Raw genomic sequence first — 15900 nt, 5'->3', positions numbered from 1 at the left:
GCATTATGAAATAAGCAGGGCCCACCTTACAAAGTCTTTACTCGTTTTTCTGCTGCATGGGCGTGATATCTGCTGGTTTGTCCAGCATATCCCGGATTGACCGGGGCAATGCCTGTGTAAAGGCAGCGACGGGCACAGTCGATGGCTGCGCCCGCCGGCTAGCGCTTACTTGAGCGCGGCAAATGCGCGTTCCGCGGCATCCAGGGTCAGCTTCAGCTCGGTCTCGCCGTGGGCAATCGAGGTGAAGCCGGCTTCGAAGGCGCTTGGCGCCAGGTACACGCCACCTTCGAGCATCAGGTGGAAGAAACGCTTGAACAGATCGGCGTCGCTGGCCATCACATCGTCGAAGGTGACGATGTCGTCAGCGCCGCTGAAGTACAGGCCGAACATGCCGCCTGCCTGGGTGGTGACGAACGGGATGCCGGCGGCATCGGCGCGTTGTTGCAGGCCTTCGAGCAGGCGGCTGGTGTAGTCGCTCAGCTCGGCGTGGAAGCCCGGGCGGCTGATCAGTTTCAGCGTGGTCAGGCCGGCGGCCATGGCCAGTGGGTTACCCGACAGGGTGCCGGCCTGGTAGACCGGGCCCAGTGGGGCGATGCAACCCATGATCTCGCGCTTGCCACCGAAGCAGCCTACCGGCATGCCACCGCCGACGATCTTGCCGAAGGTCGACAGGTCGGGGGTGATGCCGTAGTGGCCCTGGGCGCCACCGAGCGCGACGCGAAAACCGGTCATCACTTCGTCGAAGATCAGCACCACGCCGTGTTTGTCGCACTGCTCGCGCAGGCCTTCGAGGAAGCCTGGCGCGGGTGGTACGCAGTTCATGTTGCCAGCCACTGGCTCGACGATGATGCAGGCCACGGTCTGGCCGACTTCGGCGAGGGTCTTCTCGACGGCGGCGATGTCGTTGAACGGCAGGGTCAGGGTGTGCTTGGCGAAGTCGGCTGGTACCCCGGCCGAGCTTGGCACGCCCTGGGTCAGCAGGCCGGAGCCAGCCTTGACCAGCAGGCTGTCGGAGTGACCGTGGTAGCAGCCTTCGAACTTGATGATGGCGTCGCGGCCGGTGTAGCCACGGGCCAGGCGAATGGCGCTCATGGTGGCCTCGGTGCCCGAGCTGACCATGCGCACCATCTCCATGGACGGCACGATGGAGCACACCAGGTCGGCCATCTCGGTCTCCATGGCGGTCGGCGCGCCGTAGGACAGGCCGTGCACCAGCTGCTCGCGAACGGCGTCCAGCACTTGCGGGTGGCTGTGGCCGAGGATCATCGGGCCCCAGGAGCCGACGTAGTCGACATAGCGCTTGTCATCTTCGTCGGTGACGTAGGCACCTTCGGCGTGCTTGAAGAACAGCGGGGTGCCACCCACGCTGCGAAAAGCGCGGACCGGCGAGTTGACGCCACCGGGGATGTGTTTCTGGGCGTTGGCGAACAATGTTTCGGAACGAGACATGGCAGGGCTCTCAAAAAGTTTCAAAGATCGAACAAGGCATTGAAGGCGCGGGCACGACGGGTCACCTGCTCGGCGCTGTCGGCGCCGAACAGCCCGTGGACCACGGCCAGCAGGTCGGCGCCATGGCTGACCAGCGGTGCGGCGTTATCCAGGGTGATGCCGCCGATCGCGCAGATCGGCAGTTGCAGGCTGGCCCGGGCCTGGTCCAACAGCTCGAGGCTGGCAGCAGGTGCGCCCGGTTTGGTGGTGGAATTGAAGAAGCGGCCGAAGGCGACGTAACTGGCACCTTCGCTGGCCGCTTGCTCGGCCAGCTCCAACTGGCTGTGGCAGGTGGCGCCGATGATCGCCTGGCGTCCCAGCAGGGACCGCGCCGGGGTCAGCGGGCCGTCGGTCTGGCCCAGGTGCACGCCGGCACCGATGCGCGCGGCCAGCTCGGCGTCGTCGTTGATGATCAGGCGGGTCTTGTAGCGCTCGCAGAGGCCGAGCAGGGCCTCGGCCTCCCGCAGGCGTCGGGCTTGATCGGTACTTTTGTCGCGATACTGCAACAGGGTGACGCCACCATCGAGCGCGGCCTCCACGTATTCCAGGAGCTTGCCAGCCATCAGCTGGCTGTCGGTGATGGCGTATAGACCACGTAGCTTCATTGGGCGGGCCTCAGGGCATTACGAGCAGAAATCCAATGGCAAGCGGCGCGGGACGAATTGACCGCGGCCCAGTTGTTCGGCGTCGCGCAAGGTACGCCAGGTGTAGTCCAGGGCTGTCTGTACTGCGCTGGCCAGATGCTCGCCCTGGGCCAGGCGACCGGCGAGGGCGCTGGCCAGGGTACAACCGGAGCCGTGGTAGCTGCCGGGCAGGCGCTGGCAGGTATAGGTTGCGCGCAGGCCGTCGCGGCCGTACAGGCGGTTGTGCACTTCGTGTTCGTCGCCGTGGCCGCCGGTGATCAGCAGGTACTTGATGTAGGGCAGGAGTTTTTCGGCGCATTGGTCGGCGGTGCCTTCGGGCAGTTCCGCCAGGATCCGGGCTTCAGGGAGGTTGGGGGTGGCAATGGTCGCCAGGGGCAACAAGCGCTCGCGCATGGCGTAGCCCACTTCATCCTTGCCCAGGCGGCCACCGCCGCCGGCGCGCAACACCGGATCGCAGACCAGTGGCAGGTGCGGGTGCGCCTGGAGCAGTTCGACCACGGTGTCGACCATCTCCAGGGAACCGAGCATGCCCAGCTTGACCGCGGCGACGGTGGAGTCGTTGAGCACGGCATTGGCCTGGGCCAATACCCACTCGCGATCCAGGACGCGGAAATCGCTGACGTTGACCGTGTCCTGCACGGTCAGGGCGGTGACAGCCGGAGCTGCGTGACAACCCTGGGCCAGCAGGGCTTCGATATCTGCCTGCAAGCCGGCGCCGCCACTGGGGTCGTGGCCGGAGAGACAGAGGACAACGGGGCGGGAGCTGTAGATATTCATGGGCGGCGAGCTTACCACCAAACGCTTTGGAGCGCGGTGCTTGGCGTGGCGCTGGCGATATGGATCACGATCCTGACCGATGCAACAGCTCTAGCTCGCGTGATTGCGCTGAAATGCCCGTCCTAGAGCCTTTAGCCTAAAATTTTCAATGGTGCTCAATGGCCATCAGCGGCTATGCTAGAGTGGATTCAAACCAATAACAGGTCATGCTGGTTGACGTCTACTCAAAGGGATATGGGGGGACTTCCTGACACAACCGGACAAGCCACGCCGGGGCTTTAATGCGCTATTTGCTGATGTTGCTGTTGAGCTTGCCGATGCTGGCTGGTGCCGTCGAGTTCGACGAGTTCACTTCGCACCTGCCCCTGGGCCGAGTGATGCAAGTCCTGGAGGATGCCGGTGGCGAAGCCACGATCGCCGATGTCAGCTCAGGCCCCCTGGCCGCACTATTCAAGCCCCACGAAAAAGACACCCTCAATGCCGGCTATTCGCGTTCGGCGTTCTGGCTGAAGATCGATCTGGACTATCGCCCCGCGAACCCCGCAGCGCAACGTAGCTGGTTGCTGGAGCTGGCCTATCCGCCGCTGGATCGTCTGGACCTGTATCTTCCCGACGAAGCTGGCGGTTATCGCCTGGCCGGGCACACCGGCGATGCCTTGCCCTTCGACAGTCGGCAGATTCGCCAGAACAACTACCTGTTCCATCTGAATTTCTCGCCCCACGAACACAAGACCGTCTACCTGCGCCTGGCCAGTGAGGGGTCGATCCAGGCGCCGGTGAGCCTCTGGTCCAGCACCGCTTATCTCGAGGCACAGCCCATGCGGTTGTACGTGCTCGGGCTGATCTACGGGGTGTTGCTGGGCATGCTGGTATACAACCTGTTCATCTACCTCAGCGTCCGCGACACCAGCTACCTCTACTACATCGTCTATATCGCTTCTTTCGGTCTCTACCAGTTATCGGTCAATGGTGCTGCGGTGGAGTACTTCTGGCCCGACAACCCCTGGTGGGCCAACGCCGCGACACCTTTCTTCATCGGTTCTGCCGGCCTGTTCGGCAGCCAGTTCGCCCGTAGTTTCCTGCAAACGGCCCGGCATAGCCCCTGGGTCGATCGTGTCTTGCTGGCGCTGATGGCCTTTGGGGCCGTGGTCATGGCCCTGTCGCTGATGACCAGCTATGCCCTGGCGCTGCGCCTGGCCACGACCCTGGCCCTGGTCTTCACCGTGGTGATCTATGTGGCGGGAATCGTCGCCTGGTGCCGTGGCTTGCGGGTGGCGCGCTACTTCATCATCGCCTGGTCGGCCTTCCTGTTCGGAGGCGTGATCAACACGCTGATGGTGCTGGGCTACCTGCCCAACGTGTTCCTGACCATGTATGCCAGCCAGATCGGCTCGGCGATCGAGGTGGCACTGCTCTCCCTGGCCCTGGCCGACCGCATCAACTCGATGCGCGAGCAACAGGCCCAGACCCTGTTGGAGACCGGACAGAAACTGGAAGTGCTGAACCAGCAACTGGCCCACAGCAACCGGCTCAAGGATGAGTTCCTGGCCACCTTGACCCATGAACTGCGGACCCCGATGAACGGGGTCATCGGCTCCCTGGAGTTGATGCAGACCCTGGAGTTGGACCCGGAGCTTGAGCAATACCAGCAGACCGCCGCCGGCTCTGCACGGGACATGATGCGCATGGTCAATGGCATTCTGACCCTGACCGAGCTGCAGGCCGGCAAGCTCACGGCCCAACTCCAGCCATTCAGCCTGCGCTCGCTGTTGAGCACCCTGCAGACCCAGTTCGGGGCCAGTGCCGCCAACAAGTCCCTGTCTTTCCAGGTCGACCTGGGTGCGAACATGCCTGACCGCCTCCTGGGAGACCGCTGCAAGCTCAGCCATTGCCTGGAGTGCCTGCTGGAAAACGCGGTCAAGTTCACCCCTAGCGGTGGCGTGACCTTGCGAGTGATCAGCAGGCCTGCACGGGCAGGTCGAGTGAGCCTGATCTTCGAGGTGGTCGACAGCGGGATAGGTTTCGTCAATCTGGACGAGGCCACCTTGTACCAACGCTTCTTCCAGCTCGATGGCACCATGACCCGTGAGTACGGTGGCCTGGGCATCGGCCTGGCGATCTGCCGGCAATTGGTGGAACTGCTGGGCGGGCAGTTGACCCATGAGTCCAGCCCTGGCCAGGGCAGTTGTTTCCGCCTGCATGTGGAGCTGGACTCCCAGGAGCCACTGGCTCGCGCTCCTGAGATTGCCCAGCGACGCCGCCCCCAGGATTGCACCGTGCTGCTGGTGGATGACAACGACGTCAATCAATTGGTACTGCGAGGCATGCTGCTCAAGTTGGGGTACCGGGTGCGTACCGTTGCCGGGCCCACGGATGCCTTGCAGGCCCTGGGGCGCGAGGCTATCAGCGGGGTGCTGGTGGATGGCGATATCAGCACTGCCCAGCTGGGCGCATTTCGTCTTCAGGTCCAGGCGTTACCGGGTTATGCACACCTGCCGATTCTCTTGGCCTGTACGCCAGGCTCCGAGGGATGTGCCGCGGGCCCCGCCATCGATTACCTGGGCAAACCGGTGAAGTTCGAGGAGTTGCAGGCTGTGCTGGCCACATGCGTATTGCGCGTGGAACAGGGCGAAAGCGCCGACATTTAGGCGTATATGCCACTTTGTTCGGGCTGGGGTGGGTGCTTAACTGGGGGCTTGGCACACCCTGAAGGAGCCCTGTGATGAACCTCCACCAGTTCGCTGAAACCCACGAAGTGACCAACCAGCCGCCTGCCCTGGATGGCGCCAACCTCTATCGGATCGACCTGCCGTTGCAGCAATGGATGCGCCGGTTCGATGCCGGCTGGGCCGAGTCCCGGGTCGAGGCCTACGGGGCCCTGGCGGGTGGTCCGTTGATGGAAGCGGGGTTCCTGGCCAACCAGAACAAGCCGGTGTTCAACAGCCATGACCGCTTCGGCCACCGGGTCGACCTGGTGGAGTTTCACCCGGCCTACCATCAGCTGATGCAGGCGGCGATCGAGGGTGGCCTCACGTCCTTGCCCTGGACCCATCCCCAGCCTGGCGCCCACGTGGCACGGGCCGCCATGACCTACCTGCACAGCCAGGCCGAGGCCGGCAGCGGCTGCCCGCTGACCATGACCTTCGCCTGTGTACCGGCCTTGAAGCTACAGCCGGATATCGCCGAGCAGTGGTTGCCGAAGATCCTCGCCACCGAGTACGACCCGCGCAACGTCGGCATGCAGCACAAGGCCGGGTTGACCATCGGCATGGCCATGACCGAGAAACAGGGCGGTACCGATGTGCGCGCCAACACCACCCGGGCCTACCCGGTAGGGGCCACGGGGCCGGGGCAGGCCTATGAGCTGGTCGGGCACAAGTGGTTCTGCTCGGCGCCGATGTGCGATGCCTTCCTGACCCTGGCCCAGACCGATAAGGGCCTGACCTGTTTCCTGCTGCCGCGCCATCGCCCGGATGACAGTCGCAACCAGTTCTATATCCAGCGCCTGAAGAACAAGCTGGGCAACCAATCCAACGCTTCCAGCGAAGTGGAGTTTCGCGGCGCCCTGGCCTGGATGGTGGGAGAGGAGGGTCGAGGGGTGCCGACCATCATCGAGATGGTGGCCATGACCCGCTTCGACTGCATGGTCGGTTCCAGCTCGCTGATGCGCCAGGCCCTGACCCAGGCCAGCCATCATTGTGCCCATCGCAGCGTCGGTGGCCGGGTGCTCGGCGAGCAGCCGCTGATGCAGAACGTGCTGGCCGACCTGGCCCTGGAGAGCGAGGCCGCCCTGGCCCTGAGCATGCGCATGGGCCGGGCCCTGGATCACCAGGACGATGCCCAGGAAGCGAAGTTCTCGCGCCTGGTGACGGCGGTGGGCAAGTACTGGATCTGCAAGCGGGCCCCGGCCATGATCAACGAAGCCGCCGAATGCATGGGCGGCGCCGGTTATGTCGAGGACAGCATCCTGCCGCGGCTGTACCGCGAGGCGCCGGTGAATTCCACCTGGGAAGGTTCCGGCAACGTCCAGTGCCTGGATGTGCTGCGGGCCCTGTCGAAGGAGCCAGGCGTGCTCGATGCGTTGTTCGCCGAGTTGGGCGATGGCCATGGCGACAAGCATCTGGCCGCCCATATCGCCGGGCTGAAGGCGGGTTTCAAGGACACCGATGACATCCAGTATCGCGCTCGCCAGCTGACCGAGGACATTGCCCTGGGCCTGCAAGCCAAGCTACTGCTGGAGGCCGGCAACCAGGTGGTCGCCGATGCCTTCATCGCCAGTCGCCTGGGTGGCCAGTCCGGGCGGGTCTACGGCACCCTGCCGCGTGGGCTGGACGTAGCCGCCATCGTTGCCCGCTCCACTCCACAGGGCTTCTGAGGCGTGGCCGGGGTCGGTTCGCCGGCCCCGACTGTGATGCCACTGTTCCCGTGGGACGAGGTTGCAGGCAAGATGGATGCCTGCAAGATCAGAACACAGGGTGCTCATCGTGACCGAAGCTTTTATTGTCGTTCAATCCGCCGAACAAGCCGTGGACCGGCTGGCTGCTCTGCACGAGCGGGCCACCACGGCGTTGAGCCAGGCGCTCAAGCGTTACCTCAAGGACCGCGTCGAACCGGATGCCGAACAACGAGCGTTGTTCCGCTACCCCGAGCTGCGCCTGACCTACCACTGCCAGGGCGAAGTACCCCAGACCACCCGGGCCTATGCCAAGGTCCAGCTGCCGGGTACCTACAGTGTCACCGTCACTCACCCTGCGGCCTTTCGCAATTACCTGCTCGAGCAGCTGGTGCCGTTGATGCACGATTTCACCGTGACGGTGGAAGTGGGTGTCAGCGAGCAGAACATTCCCTATCCCTATGTCGTCGAGCAGGGCGATGAGCTGGCTGGCTCCGGTGTAACTGCCGCGGCCCTGGCCCGGGTCTTCCCGAGCACCGACCTGTCGGCCGCCACCGATGGCATCGCCGATGGCCTCTACGACTGGGAAAACACCGATCCACTGCCCCTGGCACTGTTCGATGCCGCGCGGGTGGATTTTTCCCTGCGTCGCCTGGTGCACTACACCGGCAGCGACTGGCGCCATGTGCAGCCGTGGATCCTGCTGACCAACTACCACCGCTATGTCGACCAGTTCATCGTCCATGGCCTGGAGCAGCTGCGTACCGACCCGCGTTTCGTGCGCATGGTCTTGCCGGGCAACGTGATCATCGAGAAGGGCATGGACCACGGCGAGGCTTCGGCCATTGCCGCCGGCGTGGTCTGGCACCGCTACCAGATGCCGGCCTACCACCTGCAGGCCAGCGATGGCCACGGCGTGACCCTGGTGAACATCGGGGTCGGTCCGTCCAATGCCAAGAACATCACCGACCACCTGGCAGTACTGCGTCCTCATTGCTGGCTGATGATTGGCCACTGCGGCGGCCTGCGGCAGTCCCAGACCATTGGCGACTACGTGCTCGCCCACGCCTACATGCGCCGCGACGGCATTCTCGATCGCGTGGTGCCGCCGAATATCCCGATTCCAGCCCTGGCCGAGGTCCAGCTGGCACTGCAACAAGCGGCGGCCAATGTCACGGGGGAGAAGGGCGAGCAACTCAAGAAGCGCCTGCGCACCGGCACCGTGCTGACCTACGACGACCGCAACTGGGAATTGCGCTGGGCCGAGGAGCGGCCGCTGATCAACCTGTCCCGGGCCGTGGCGGTGGACATGGAAAGCGGCACCATCGCTGCCCAGGGCTATCGCCTGCGGGTGCCTTACGGCACCTTGTTGTGTGTTTCGGACAAGCCCCTGCACAGCGAGATCAAGCTGCCGGGATCGGCCAACGCTTTCTATGAGCGCGCAGTCAGCCAGCACCTGAAGATCGGCATCGAGGCCGTGGACCTGCTGCGCAGCGAGCTCAATTCCCTGCACTCGCGCAAACTGCGCAGCTTCGACGAGCCGCCGTTCCGCTGACACCTCGCCCATGGTCATTTGGCGATCAGGCCACTAGCATGGTCGGTCCTGATCGCTGAATGTTCCCGTCTCTATGTCTCGTCCGCCTCGTCCTGCTTCCCGCCGCCCCGGCGCGAAGCCGTTTTCTGCATCCCCCGCCAAGCGCGTGGCCAAGGCGCCGCCCGCCGAGCCACGGTTGATCCTGTTCAACAAGCCGTTCGATGTGCTGACCCAGTTCAGCGACGGCGAAGGCCGGGCGACGCTCAAGGATTTCATCGCCATCCCCGGGGTCTATCCCGCCGGGCGCCTGGACCGCGACAGCGAGGGCCTGTTGCTGCTGACCAACGACGGCCAGTTGCAGGCGCGCATCGCCGATCCCAAGCACAAGCTGGCCAAGACCTATTGGGTGCAGGTGGAAGGCGAGCCCAGCGCCGAGCAGTTGCAGCGCTTGCGCGACGGCGTGGAGCTTAACGACGGCATGACCTTGCCAGCCCAGGCCCGGCAGTTGGAGGAGCCGCAGCTGTGGCCGCGCAATCCGCCGGTGCGTTTTCGCAAGAGCGTACCGACCAGCTGGCTGGAGCTGGTGATCCGCGAAGGGCGCAATCGCCAGGTACGGCGCATGACGGCGGCGGTGGGCTTGCCGACCTTGCGCCTGGTACGGGTGCGGATCGGTGACTGGACCCTGGATGGCCTCGATCAAGGCCAGTGGAAGGAAGTGCCGGCGCGGCTATAGGGCGCCGGTTTCGATCAGGCCGATCACCACGCTCTTGATGATGAACGCGGCCACGCCAAGACCCAGGACGAAGAACAGGATGAACGAGCCGAAACGTCCGGCCTTGGATTTCTTGGCCAGGTCCCAGACGATGAAACCCATGAAAATGATCAGGATGCTGACCAGGCCAGTCATCATCCATTCTTCGAATACTGCTGGATCCATCGATCATCTCCAGTGCAGGCAGGATAAAAAAGCCGGGCGAGTATACGCCAAGCGACCTGGGCCAGGCATTGATCTGCGTGCGTTACGTCGCCACAGCGACAATCGGGCGCAGAGCCTGGCCGAATCCGCCGGTGGTCGTCAGTTGCGCAGGTGGGTCAGGGGCAATTCGGTGCTATTGAGCACCTGGTTGAGCACGAAGCTGGAGCGGACGCTGGTGACCCCTTCGATGCGGGTGAGGTGGCCCAGCAGCAGCTTCTGGTAGTGATCCATGTCCGGTACCACGACCTTGAGCTGGTAGTCGGCGTCGATCCCGGTGACCAGGCTGCACTCGAGCACCTGGGGCAGGTTGCGGATCGCCGCTTCGAAATTCTCGAAGCGTTCCGGGGTGTGCCGGTCCATGCCGATCAGCACATAGGCCGTCAGGCTCAGGCCGAGCATCTTGCGGTCCAGGAGCGCGACCTGGCGCGAGATGTAGCCGTCGTCTTCCAGCTGCTTGACCCGGCGCGAGCAAGGCGAAGGCGACAGGCCGATGCGTTCGGCCAGTTCCTGGTTGGAGATGCGGGCGTCGCGTTGCAATTCCGCCAAAATGCTCAGGTCGTAGCGGTCGAGTTTGCTCATTGTTCAGGCCTTTGTCTTAACTATTGCGTCGAATTATCTGTCTTGGGTTAAAAATTGCGCAAGAGTTGTTTTTGAAAGCAATCTTCGCAATCCCCTGTCGCAGGCCCAAGCCTATGCTTATCACCAGAATCACTGCCCGGACATAGAGTCCACTGCGGCCCGCCGAATCAGGCCTGCCGCGGCCGCCAACCCCACAGGGTTGGGCAGGCCCCCGGGCTGCACCCTGTCCAGAAGACGGAGTGAGGTGAGCCGGTGCCACAAGCGCCGAGCACGGACAAAATCTCAAGGGGTGGCCGACGGGCCGCCCTTTTTTATTGCCTGCGAAATAAGTTTCGTGACTGATAATCTCTAGCAGAACCGCCCTGGGCTTTTGCCAGTCTTATGTTCAGGTCCCCCCAATTCGCAGTGAGGAATAGCATGAAGTCGCGCATCTGGCGTATGGCAGGTGTTGGTGTGTTGTGCGTGAGCGTCAGCGCGCAAGTGTTCGCCGATGAGCGAGACGAGAGGCGCCCTCCCCAGCAGGGAGAGCAGGCCGGGGGCCAGCGCGAACATGCTCCTGAAGGCCGCAGGGAGAACAACCAGGGCCATCCGGCGTACCAGCAGCCCCCGCAGCAACCCCGTGTGCAGAACGAAATCATCCGTGGCGACAACAGCCGTCAGTTCGAGCGCAGCCCTCAACATCAGGAAGGGCAGTGGCAGGAACGCCCCCGCCATGAGGCCGAGCAGCAGGGGCGGCCAGCGCCACAACCGGCCCCGAACCTGCCGATCCAGCCGCGCCCGGATACTGTGCGCCAGACCCAGGAGCCACAACGTGGCTATTACCAGGACATCCCCCGGCGCAACGATTACAACCCGCATTGGCAGGCCGGCAATCCGGGTTGGCGCCCAGACAATCGCCACCCCAATGACAATCGCTGGCCGGGTCGTCCTGACGGTCGTGGCAACGGTTGGGGCCCGGGGCCGCAATACCGCCCGGGTTATGTGATCGACCGTTTTCCCGAGCGCAATTTTCGCGTGCCGTATCGTGGCCACGACTACTTCTTCTCGGGTGGCTACTGGTATCGCCCCCAGGGCACGCGCTATGTGGTGGTGACCCCGCCCTATGGCATCCGCGTGGGCTACCTGCCCGATTACGCGCGTGAAGTGTGGATCGGCAGCGCGCTGTTCTTCCTTGCCGCCGGTGCCTACTACACCTATGAGGCCAACACCCAGGAGTACGTGGTGGTGGAGCCGCCGGCAGGCGTCGCGCCACCTGCGCCGCAACCGGTTGGCAATGGCTATGACGTCATGGCCTATCCGGTCAACGGCCAGCCGCCGCAGCAGGTCGATCAGGACCGCTATGACTGTTATCGCTGGGCGGTGCAGCAGAGTGGTTTCGATCCGGCCAGTGTGACCTACCAGCCGGCGCCCGAAGTGGTCCAGGCCTATCGCCAGGCCCAGGGCAATTGCCTGAGCTCACGGGGCTACCAGGTGACCTACTGAGCCCTGGCGGCCTTGACCACTTCCTGCGGGTCGGCGTGCACCAGCACTTCGGCCCGTGGATAGGCGGCGTGGATCGCATCGGCGGCCTGGTCGCTGATGCCGTGGGCCACCCTCAGGGTCAGGTCGCCGGGTAGCTCCAGGTGCAGTTGGACGAACCAGCGGCTGCCGGAAATCCGCGTCCGCAAATCATGCGCGCCCAACACTCCAGGTACTGCGCAGGCCAGTTCCAGCATGCGCTGGCTGACCTCGGGAGGGAGTTCTTCGTCCATCAGCACCGAGAAGCTTTCCCGGGCGATCTGGATCGCGCTCCAGAGGATGTACACGGCGATCCCCAAGCCGAACCAGGCGTCCACCTGCTGCCAGCCGAAGGCCGCCAGGGCCAGGGCCAGGAGGATGCTGCCGTTGAGCATCAGGTCGGAGCGATAGTGCAGTGAGTCGGCCCGTACCGCGTTGGAGCCGGTGGCCCGGATCACCCGATGCTGCAACACCAGCAAGGCGCTGGTCAGCACCAGCGACAGGACGATCACCCCGATGCTCAGCCAGGGCGCCCCGACCGGTTCCGGGTGGTGCAGGCGCTCGACCGCCTGGAAGGCGATCAGTACCGCGCTGCCCGCGATGAACAGGGCCTGGGCCATGCCCGCCAGGGATTCGGCCTTGCCATGGCCATAGCGATGGTCATCGTCGGCCGGGCGCAGGGCGTAGTGCACGGCCAGCAGGTTGAGCAGCGAGGTGAAGCCGTCGAGCACCGAGTCGGTCAGGCCGGCGAGCATGCTCACCGAGCCGCTGAGCCACCAGGCCACGGCCTTGGTCAGGATCAGGATACCGGCCACGGTGACCGAGGCGCGGGTGGCGAGGCGCAGGAGGCGAGCGTGTTCCGGGCTACCGATCATGGGGTTTCCTTGTGTGGCGCGTTCAAGCGGCCGGTTGCAGTCCGTACAGGGCCAGTTGTTGCACGCTGCCCTTGTGCTGGATCAGGCGTGGATCGTCCAGTGGGAAGTGGCCCCCCAGTTCCTGTTCGAGGATGGCCTGCAACTTGCGCTTGTCGACTGTACCGTCGGCGCCGATGGCCTGCTGGAGTTTCTCCGGTGCGACCTGTGCGGTCTTGCCCGGCTCCAGGTAGATGGCGCCAGTGGCGAAGTCGACGCCGAAGGCGATCAGCCCCGGGATCACGTAGAACAGCAGGCCCACGGCATCCAGCGCCACGATCACCGGATCGATCTTGCCGTCGATCTGGCCGCGCCGATCAGGAAAGAAGATCGAGCCACAGGCGTTGAGCTGGGTCAGCAGGGTGGTCACCAGGATGCCGCCGATGACACGGTGGGGAATACGCATGGATATCTCCTAACAGGCATGAAGGCCCGGACAAATGGTGCGGTGGGGCGAGTCTTGTCGATCAGCACTCAGACCATGATCAGCCCCGGGCAGTTCGCCGTTATACTCGCGCCTCTGTTTTGGAGCCAGCATGAAATCCTTGCCGATCGATGAAGTTTTGCCTGCACTGCGTGACGCCTTGGCGACACGCCACGAAGCGGTGCTCGAAGCCCCGCCCGGCGCCGGCAAGACCACCCGCGTGCCCCTGGCGTTGCTGGACCAGGATTGGCTGGCCGGGCAAACCATCCTCATGCTCGAACCCCGGCGCCTGGCCGCCCGTGCCGCCGCTGAGCGCCTGGCCAGCGAACTGGGGGAAAAGGTCGGGGAAACCGTGGGCTATCGCATCCGCCTGGACAGCAAGGTCGGTCCGCGTACCCGTATCGAAGTGGTCACCGAAGGCATTCTCACCCGGCGCCTGCAGGACGACCCGGCCCTGGAGGGTGTCGGCCTGCTGATCTTCGACGAGTTCCACGAGCGCAGCCTGGATGCCGACCTGGCCCTGGCCCTGAGCCTCAATGGCCGCGAACTGTTCCGTGACGAGCAACCGCTGAAGATCCTGCTGATGTCGGCGACTCTGGAGGGCGAGCGCCTGTCGGCGTTGCTGGACGCTGCGCCGATCCTGCGCAGCGAGGGGCGCATGTTTCCGGTGGCCCAGCGCTGGGGCCGGCCGTTCCAGCCTGGTGAGTTCATCGAGCCGCGGGTGGTGCAGGCGGTCCTGGAGGCGATCCATGACGAGAGCGGCAGCCTGCTGGTGTTCCTCCCGGGCCAGGCGGAGATTCGCCGGGTGCACCAGCAATTGAGCGAGGCCTTGGGCGAGCGTGACGAGATCCTGCTGTGCCCGTTGCACGGCGAACTGGAGCTTGCCGCCCAGCGTGCCGCCATCGATCCGGCGCCGCCAGGCAAACGCAAGGTGGTGCTGGCCACCAACATCGCCGAAACCAGCCTGACCATCGATGGGGTGCGGGTGGTGGTGGATGCCGGGCTGGCGCGGGTGCCGCGCTTCGATCCCGGCAGCGGCATGACCCGCCTCGATACCCAACGCATCTCCCGGGCCAGCGCCACCCAGCGTGCTGGTCGCGCCGGGCGGCTGGAGCCAGGGGTGTGCTACCGGCTGTGGTCGGCGGACCAGCAAGAACAACTGGCCGCCCACGCCAGCCCGGAGATACTCCAGGCCGATCTGGCCGGCCTGGCGTTGCAACTGGCGCGTTGGGGCGTGGCGCCAGACCAGTTGGCCTGGCTGGATGCGCCGCCCAGCGCCGCCTACGCCCAGGCCCAGGACCTGTTGATGCGTCTGGGCGCGCTCGACGGGGAAGGCAACCTGACCCGTCACGGCCAGGCCATGGCCGAGTTGCCGACCCACCCGCGGATCGCCCATCTGTTGCTGCGCGGCCAGTCCTTGGGGCTGGCGCCGATGGCTTGCGATGTTGCGGCCTTGCTTGGCGAGCGGGACATCCTGCGGGGAGCCGACGCCGACCTGCACAGCCGCCTGGTGCTGCTCTCGGGTGAGGCGCGGGCTGCCCGTGGCGCCCAGGGTGGCGTGCAGCGGGCCCGGCAACTGGCGCGCCAATACCGCGGCTACCTGCGCGGCCAAGCCGATGCGGCGGTAGCCGATCCCGAGCATCCACGCTGGCTCGGTGCCTTGCTGGCCCTGGCCTATCCCGACCGGGTGGCCCAGCAACGGCGCCCGGGTGGCGCCGAGTACCGCCTGGCCAATGGCCGTGCGGCCCTGTTCAGCGAGCCCGACAACCTGATGAAACAACCCTGGCTGGTGATCGCCGACCTGGGCAGCCGCCAGGGCCAGCGTGAGGAGCGGATCTACCTGGCTGCGGATTTCGATCCAGCGCTGTTCGAAACGGTGCTGGCCGAGCAGGTGCGTAACGTCGACCAGTTGGACTGGGACGAGCGTGAAGGCCTGTTGCGGGCAGAAAGGCAACGCAAGGTGGGCGAACTGGTGCTCAGCCGCGAGCCGCTGCCGGGCCTGGATGAAAGCGCCCGCTGCCTGGCCCTGGTCCAGCTGGTGCGGCGCAAGGGCCTGGAGCTGTTGCCCTGGACCGCCGAGCTGCGCCAGTGGCAGGCCCGGGTGGCCCTGTTGCGCCAGCTGGAACTGGCCGCCAAGGCTGAAAGCCAGTGGCCGGATGTCAGCGATGCGGCCTTGCTTGAGGGGCTGGAACACTGGTTGGCGCCGTACCTGGGCAAGGTCTCGCGCCTGGCCCACTTCGCCAACCTGGACCTGGCCGGCATCCTGCTCGGCTTGCTGCCCTGGCCCTTGCCCCAGCGCCTGGACGAGCTGGCCCCGCAGCACTTGAAGGTGCCATCCGGCTCTTCGATCCGCCTGGACTACAGCGAGCAGCCGCCGATTCTCGCGGTGCGCCTGCAAGAGTTGTTCGGCCTGGCCGAAACCCCACGCATCGCCGACGGCCGCCAGGCGGTCAAGTTGCACTTGCTGTCCCCCGCCCGCCGCCCGGTGCAGGTGACCCAGGACCTGGCGAACTTCTGGCGCAGCACCTACGCCGAGGTCAAGAAGGACCTCAAGGGGCGCTACCCCAAGCTATTCCATAAGTTAGACCCCTGGGTTGAATCGCTTAACAAAAAGAACATTGACAGAAAGGATTGAGTATTGAGTCCATGCCTCATAGGATTGACGATTTCTCTAGGG

Annotated in this window: 13 protein-coding genes; 6 read left to right on the top strand and 7 right to left on the bottom strand. The window is 64.8% G+C overall.

All coding sequences use genetic code 11. The annotated features are described in order from the left end of the window. Nucleotides 1–165 precede the first annotated feature (165 nt). The 3 genes from hemL to ATY02_RS32485 are packed head-to-tail and all read right to left on the bottom strand — an operon-like array spanning nucleotide 166 to nucleotide 2909. On the bottom strand, nucleotides 166–1449 hold the full coding sequence (gene hemL, locus ATY02_RS32495) for a glutamate-1-semialdehyde 2,1-aminomutase (protein WP_068579618.1): 1284 nt from the start codon (nucleotides 1447–1449) through the stop codon (nucleotides 166–168). A 20-nt stretch (nucleotides 1450–1469) separates the two neighbouring features. After that, on the bottom strand, nucleotides 1470–2093 hold the full coding sequence (gene thiE, locus ATY02_RS32490; RefSeq protein ID WP_068579622.1) for a thiamine phosphate synthase: 624 nt from the start codon (nucleotides 2091–2093) through the stop codon (nucleotides 1470–1472). Nucleotides 2094–2111: 18 nt separating this feature from the next. Beyond that, nucleotides 2112–2909, bottom strand: coding sequence for a hydroxymethylpyrimidine/phosphomethylpyrimidine kinase (locus ATY02_RS32485; protein WP_068579625.1), 798 nt, complete (start codon nucleotides 2907–2909; stop codon nucleotides 2112–2114). Between the two features lie 281 nt (nucleotides 2910–3190). Here ATY02_RS32485 and ATY02_RS32480 point away from each other — a divergent pair, with 281 nt between their 5' ends. The 4 genes from ATY02_RS32480 (at nucleotide 3191) to ATY02_RS32465 (ending at nucleotide 9569) form a co-directional block, all read left to right on the top strand. After that, a complete protein-coding gene (locus ATY02_RS32480) occupies nucleotides 3191–5557 on the top strand; it encodes a hybrid sensor histidine kinase/response regulator (protein ID WP_068579628.1) in 2367 nt (788 codons plus the stop codon). A gap of 74 nt (nucleotides 5558–5631) precedes the next feature. Next, nucleotides 5632–7284, top strand: a complete 1653-nt coding sequence (locus tag ATY02_RS32475; RefSeq protein ID WP_068579631.1) for an acyl-CoA dehydrogenase family protein — start codon at nucleotides 5632–5634, stop codon at nucleotides 7282–7284. A 76-nt stretch (nucleotides 7285–7360) separates the two neighbouring features. After that, nucleotides 7361–8857 carry an AMP nucleosidase gene (gene amn, locus ATY02_RS32470; protein WP_164823738.1) on the top strand — a complete coding sequence of 499 codons (1497 nt, stop codon included), beginning with the start codon at nucleotides 7361–7363 and terminating at the stop codon, nucleotides 8855–8857. 145 nt (nucleotides 8858–9002) lie between these two features. Then, the gene (locus ATY02_RS32465) at nucleotides 9003–9569 is read left to right on the top strand and encodes a pseudouridine synthase (protein WP_164823759.1); all 567 of its coding nucleotides are present in this window, start codon (nucleotides 9003–9005) and stop codon (nucleotides 9567–9569) included. On the opposite strand, the gene ATY02_RS32460 is transcribed toward ATY02_RS32465, so the two are convergent. Together ATY02_RS32460 and ATY02_RS32455 are read right to left on the bottom strand one after the other, a co-directional pair. After that, nucleotides 9564–9773 (bottom strand): DUF2788 domain-containing protein, encoded by a 210-nt coding sequence (locus ATY02_RS32460; RefSeq protein ID WP_022641176.1) that lies wholly within the window; start codon nucleotides 9771–9773, stop codon nucleotides 9564–9566. The genes ATY02_RS32465 and ATY02_RS32460 overlap by 6 nt on opposite strands. 138 nt (nucleotides 9774–9911) lie before the next feature. Then, nucleotides 9912–10391, bottom strand: coding sequence for an Lrp/AsnC family transcriptional regulator (locus tag ATY02_RS32455; RefSeq protein WP_068579645.1), 480 nt, complete (start codon nucleotides 10389–10391; stop codon nucleotides 9912–9914). A 417-nt stretch (nucleotides 10392–10808) separates the two neighbouring features. Between ATY02_RS32455 and ATY02_RS32450 the strand changes: the two genes are divergently transcribed. Next, complete coding sequence (locus tag ATY02_RS32450) at nucleotides 10809–11873, top strand: DUF6515 family protein (RefSeq protein ID WP_068579648.1); 1065 nt, start codon at nucleotides 10809–10811, stop codon at nucleotides 11871–11873. Here the strand turns inward: ATY02_RS32450 and ATY02_RS32445 are convergent. After that, nucleotides 11867–12763: a cation diffusion facilitator family transporter gene (locus ATY02_RS32445; RefSeq protein WP_068579651.1), complete on the bottom strand. Its 897-nt coding sequence runs from the start codon at nucleotides 12761–12763 to the stop codon at nucleotides 11867–11869. The two genes, ATY02_RS32450 and ATY02_RS32445, sit on opposite strands and share 7 nt — an antisense overlap. Nucleotides 12764–12785: 22 nt before the next feature. Then, nucleotides 12786–13205: a polyribonucleotide nucleotidyltransferase gene (locus ATY02_RS32440; RefSeq protein WP_068579654.1), complete on the bottom strand. Its 420-nt coding sequence runs from the start codon at nucleotides 13203–13205 to the stop codon at nucleotides 12786–12788. A 130-nt stretch (nucleotides 13206–13335) separates the two neighbouring features. On the opposite strand from ATY02_RS32440, the gene hrpB reads away from it, so the two are divergent. Continuing rightward, the gene (gene hrpB, locus ATY02_RS32435) at nucleotides 13336–15858 is read left to right on the top strand and encodes an ATP-dependent helicase HrpB (protein WP_068579657.1); all 2523 of its coding nucleotides are present in this window, start codon (nucleotides 13336–13338) and stop codon (nucleotides 15856–15858) included. Nucleotides 15859–15900 lie beyond the last annotated feature (42 nt).

It is taken from the genome of Pseudomonas sp. BIOMIG1BAC, assembly GCF_001705995.2.
GTDB classification, from domain to species: Bacteria; Pseudomonadota; Gammaproteobacteria; order Pseudomonadales; family Pseudomonadaceae; genus Aquipseudomonas; species Aquipseudomonas sessilinigenes.
This window is presented reverse-complemented; position numbering and strand designations above follow the sequence as displayed.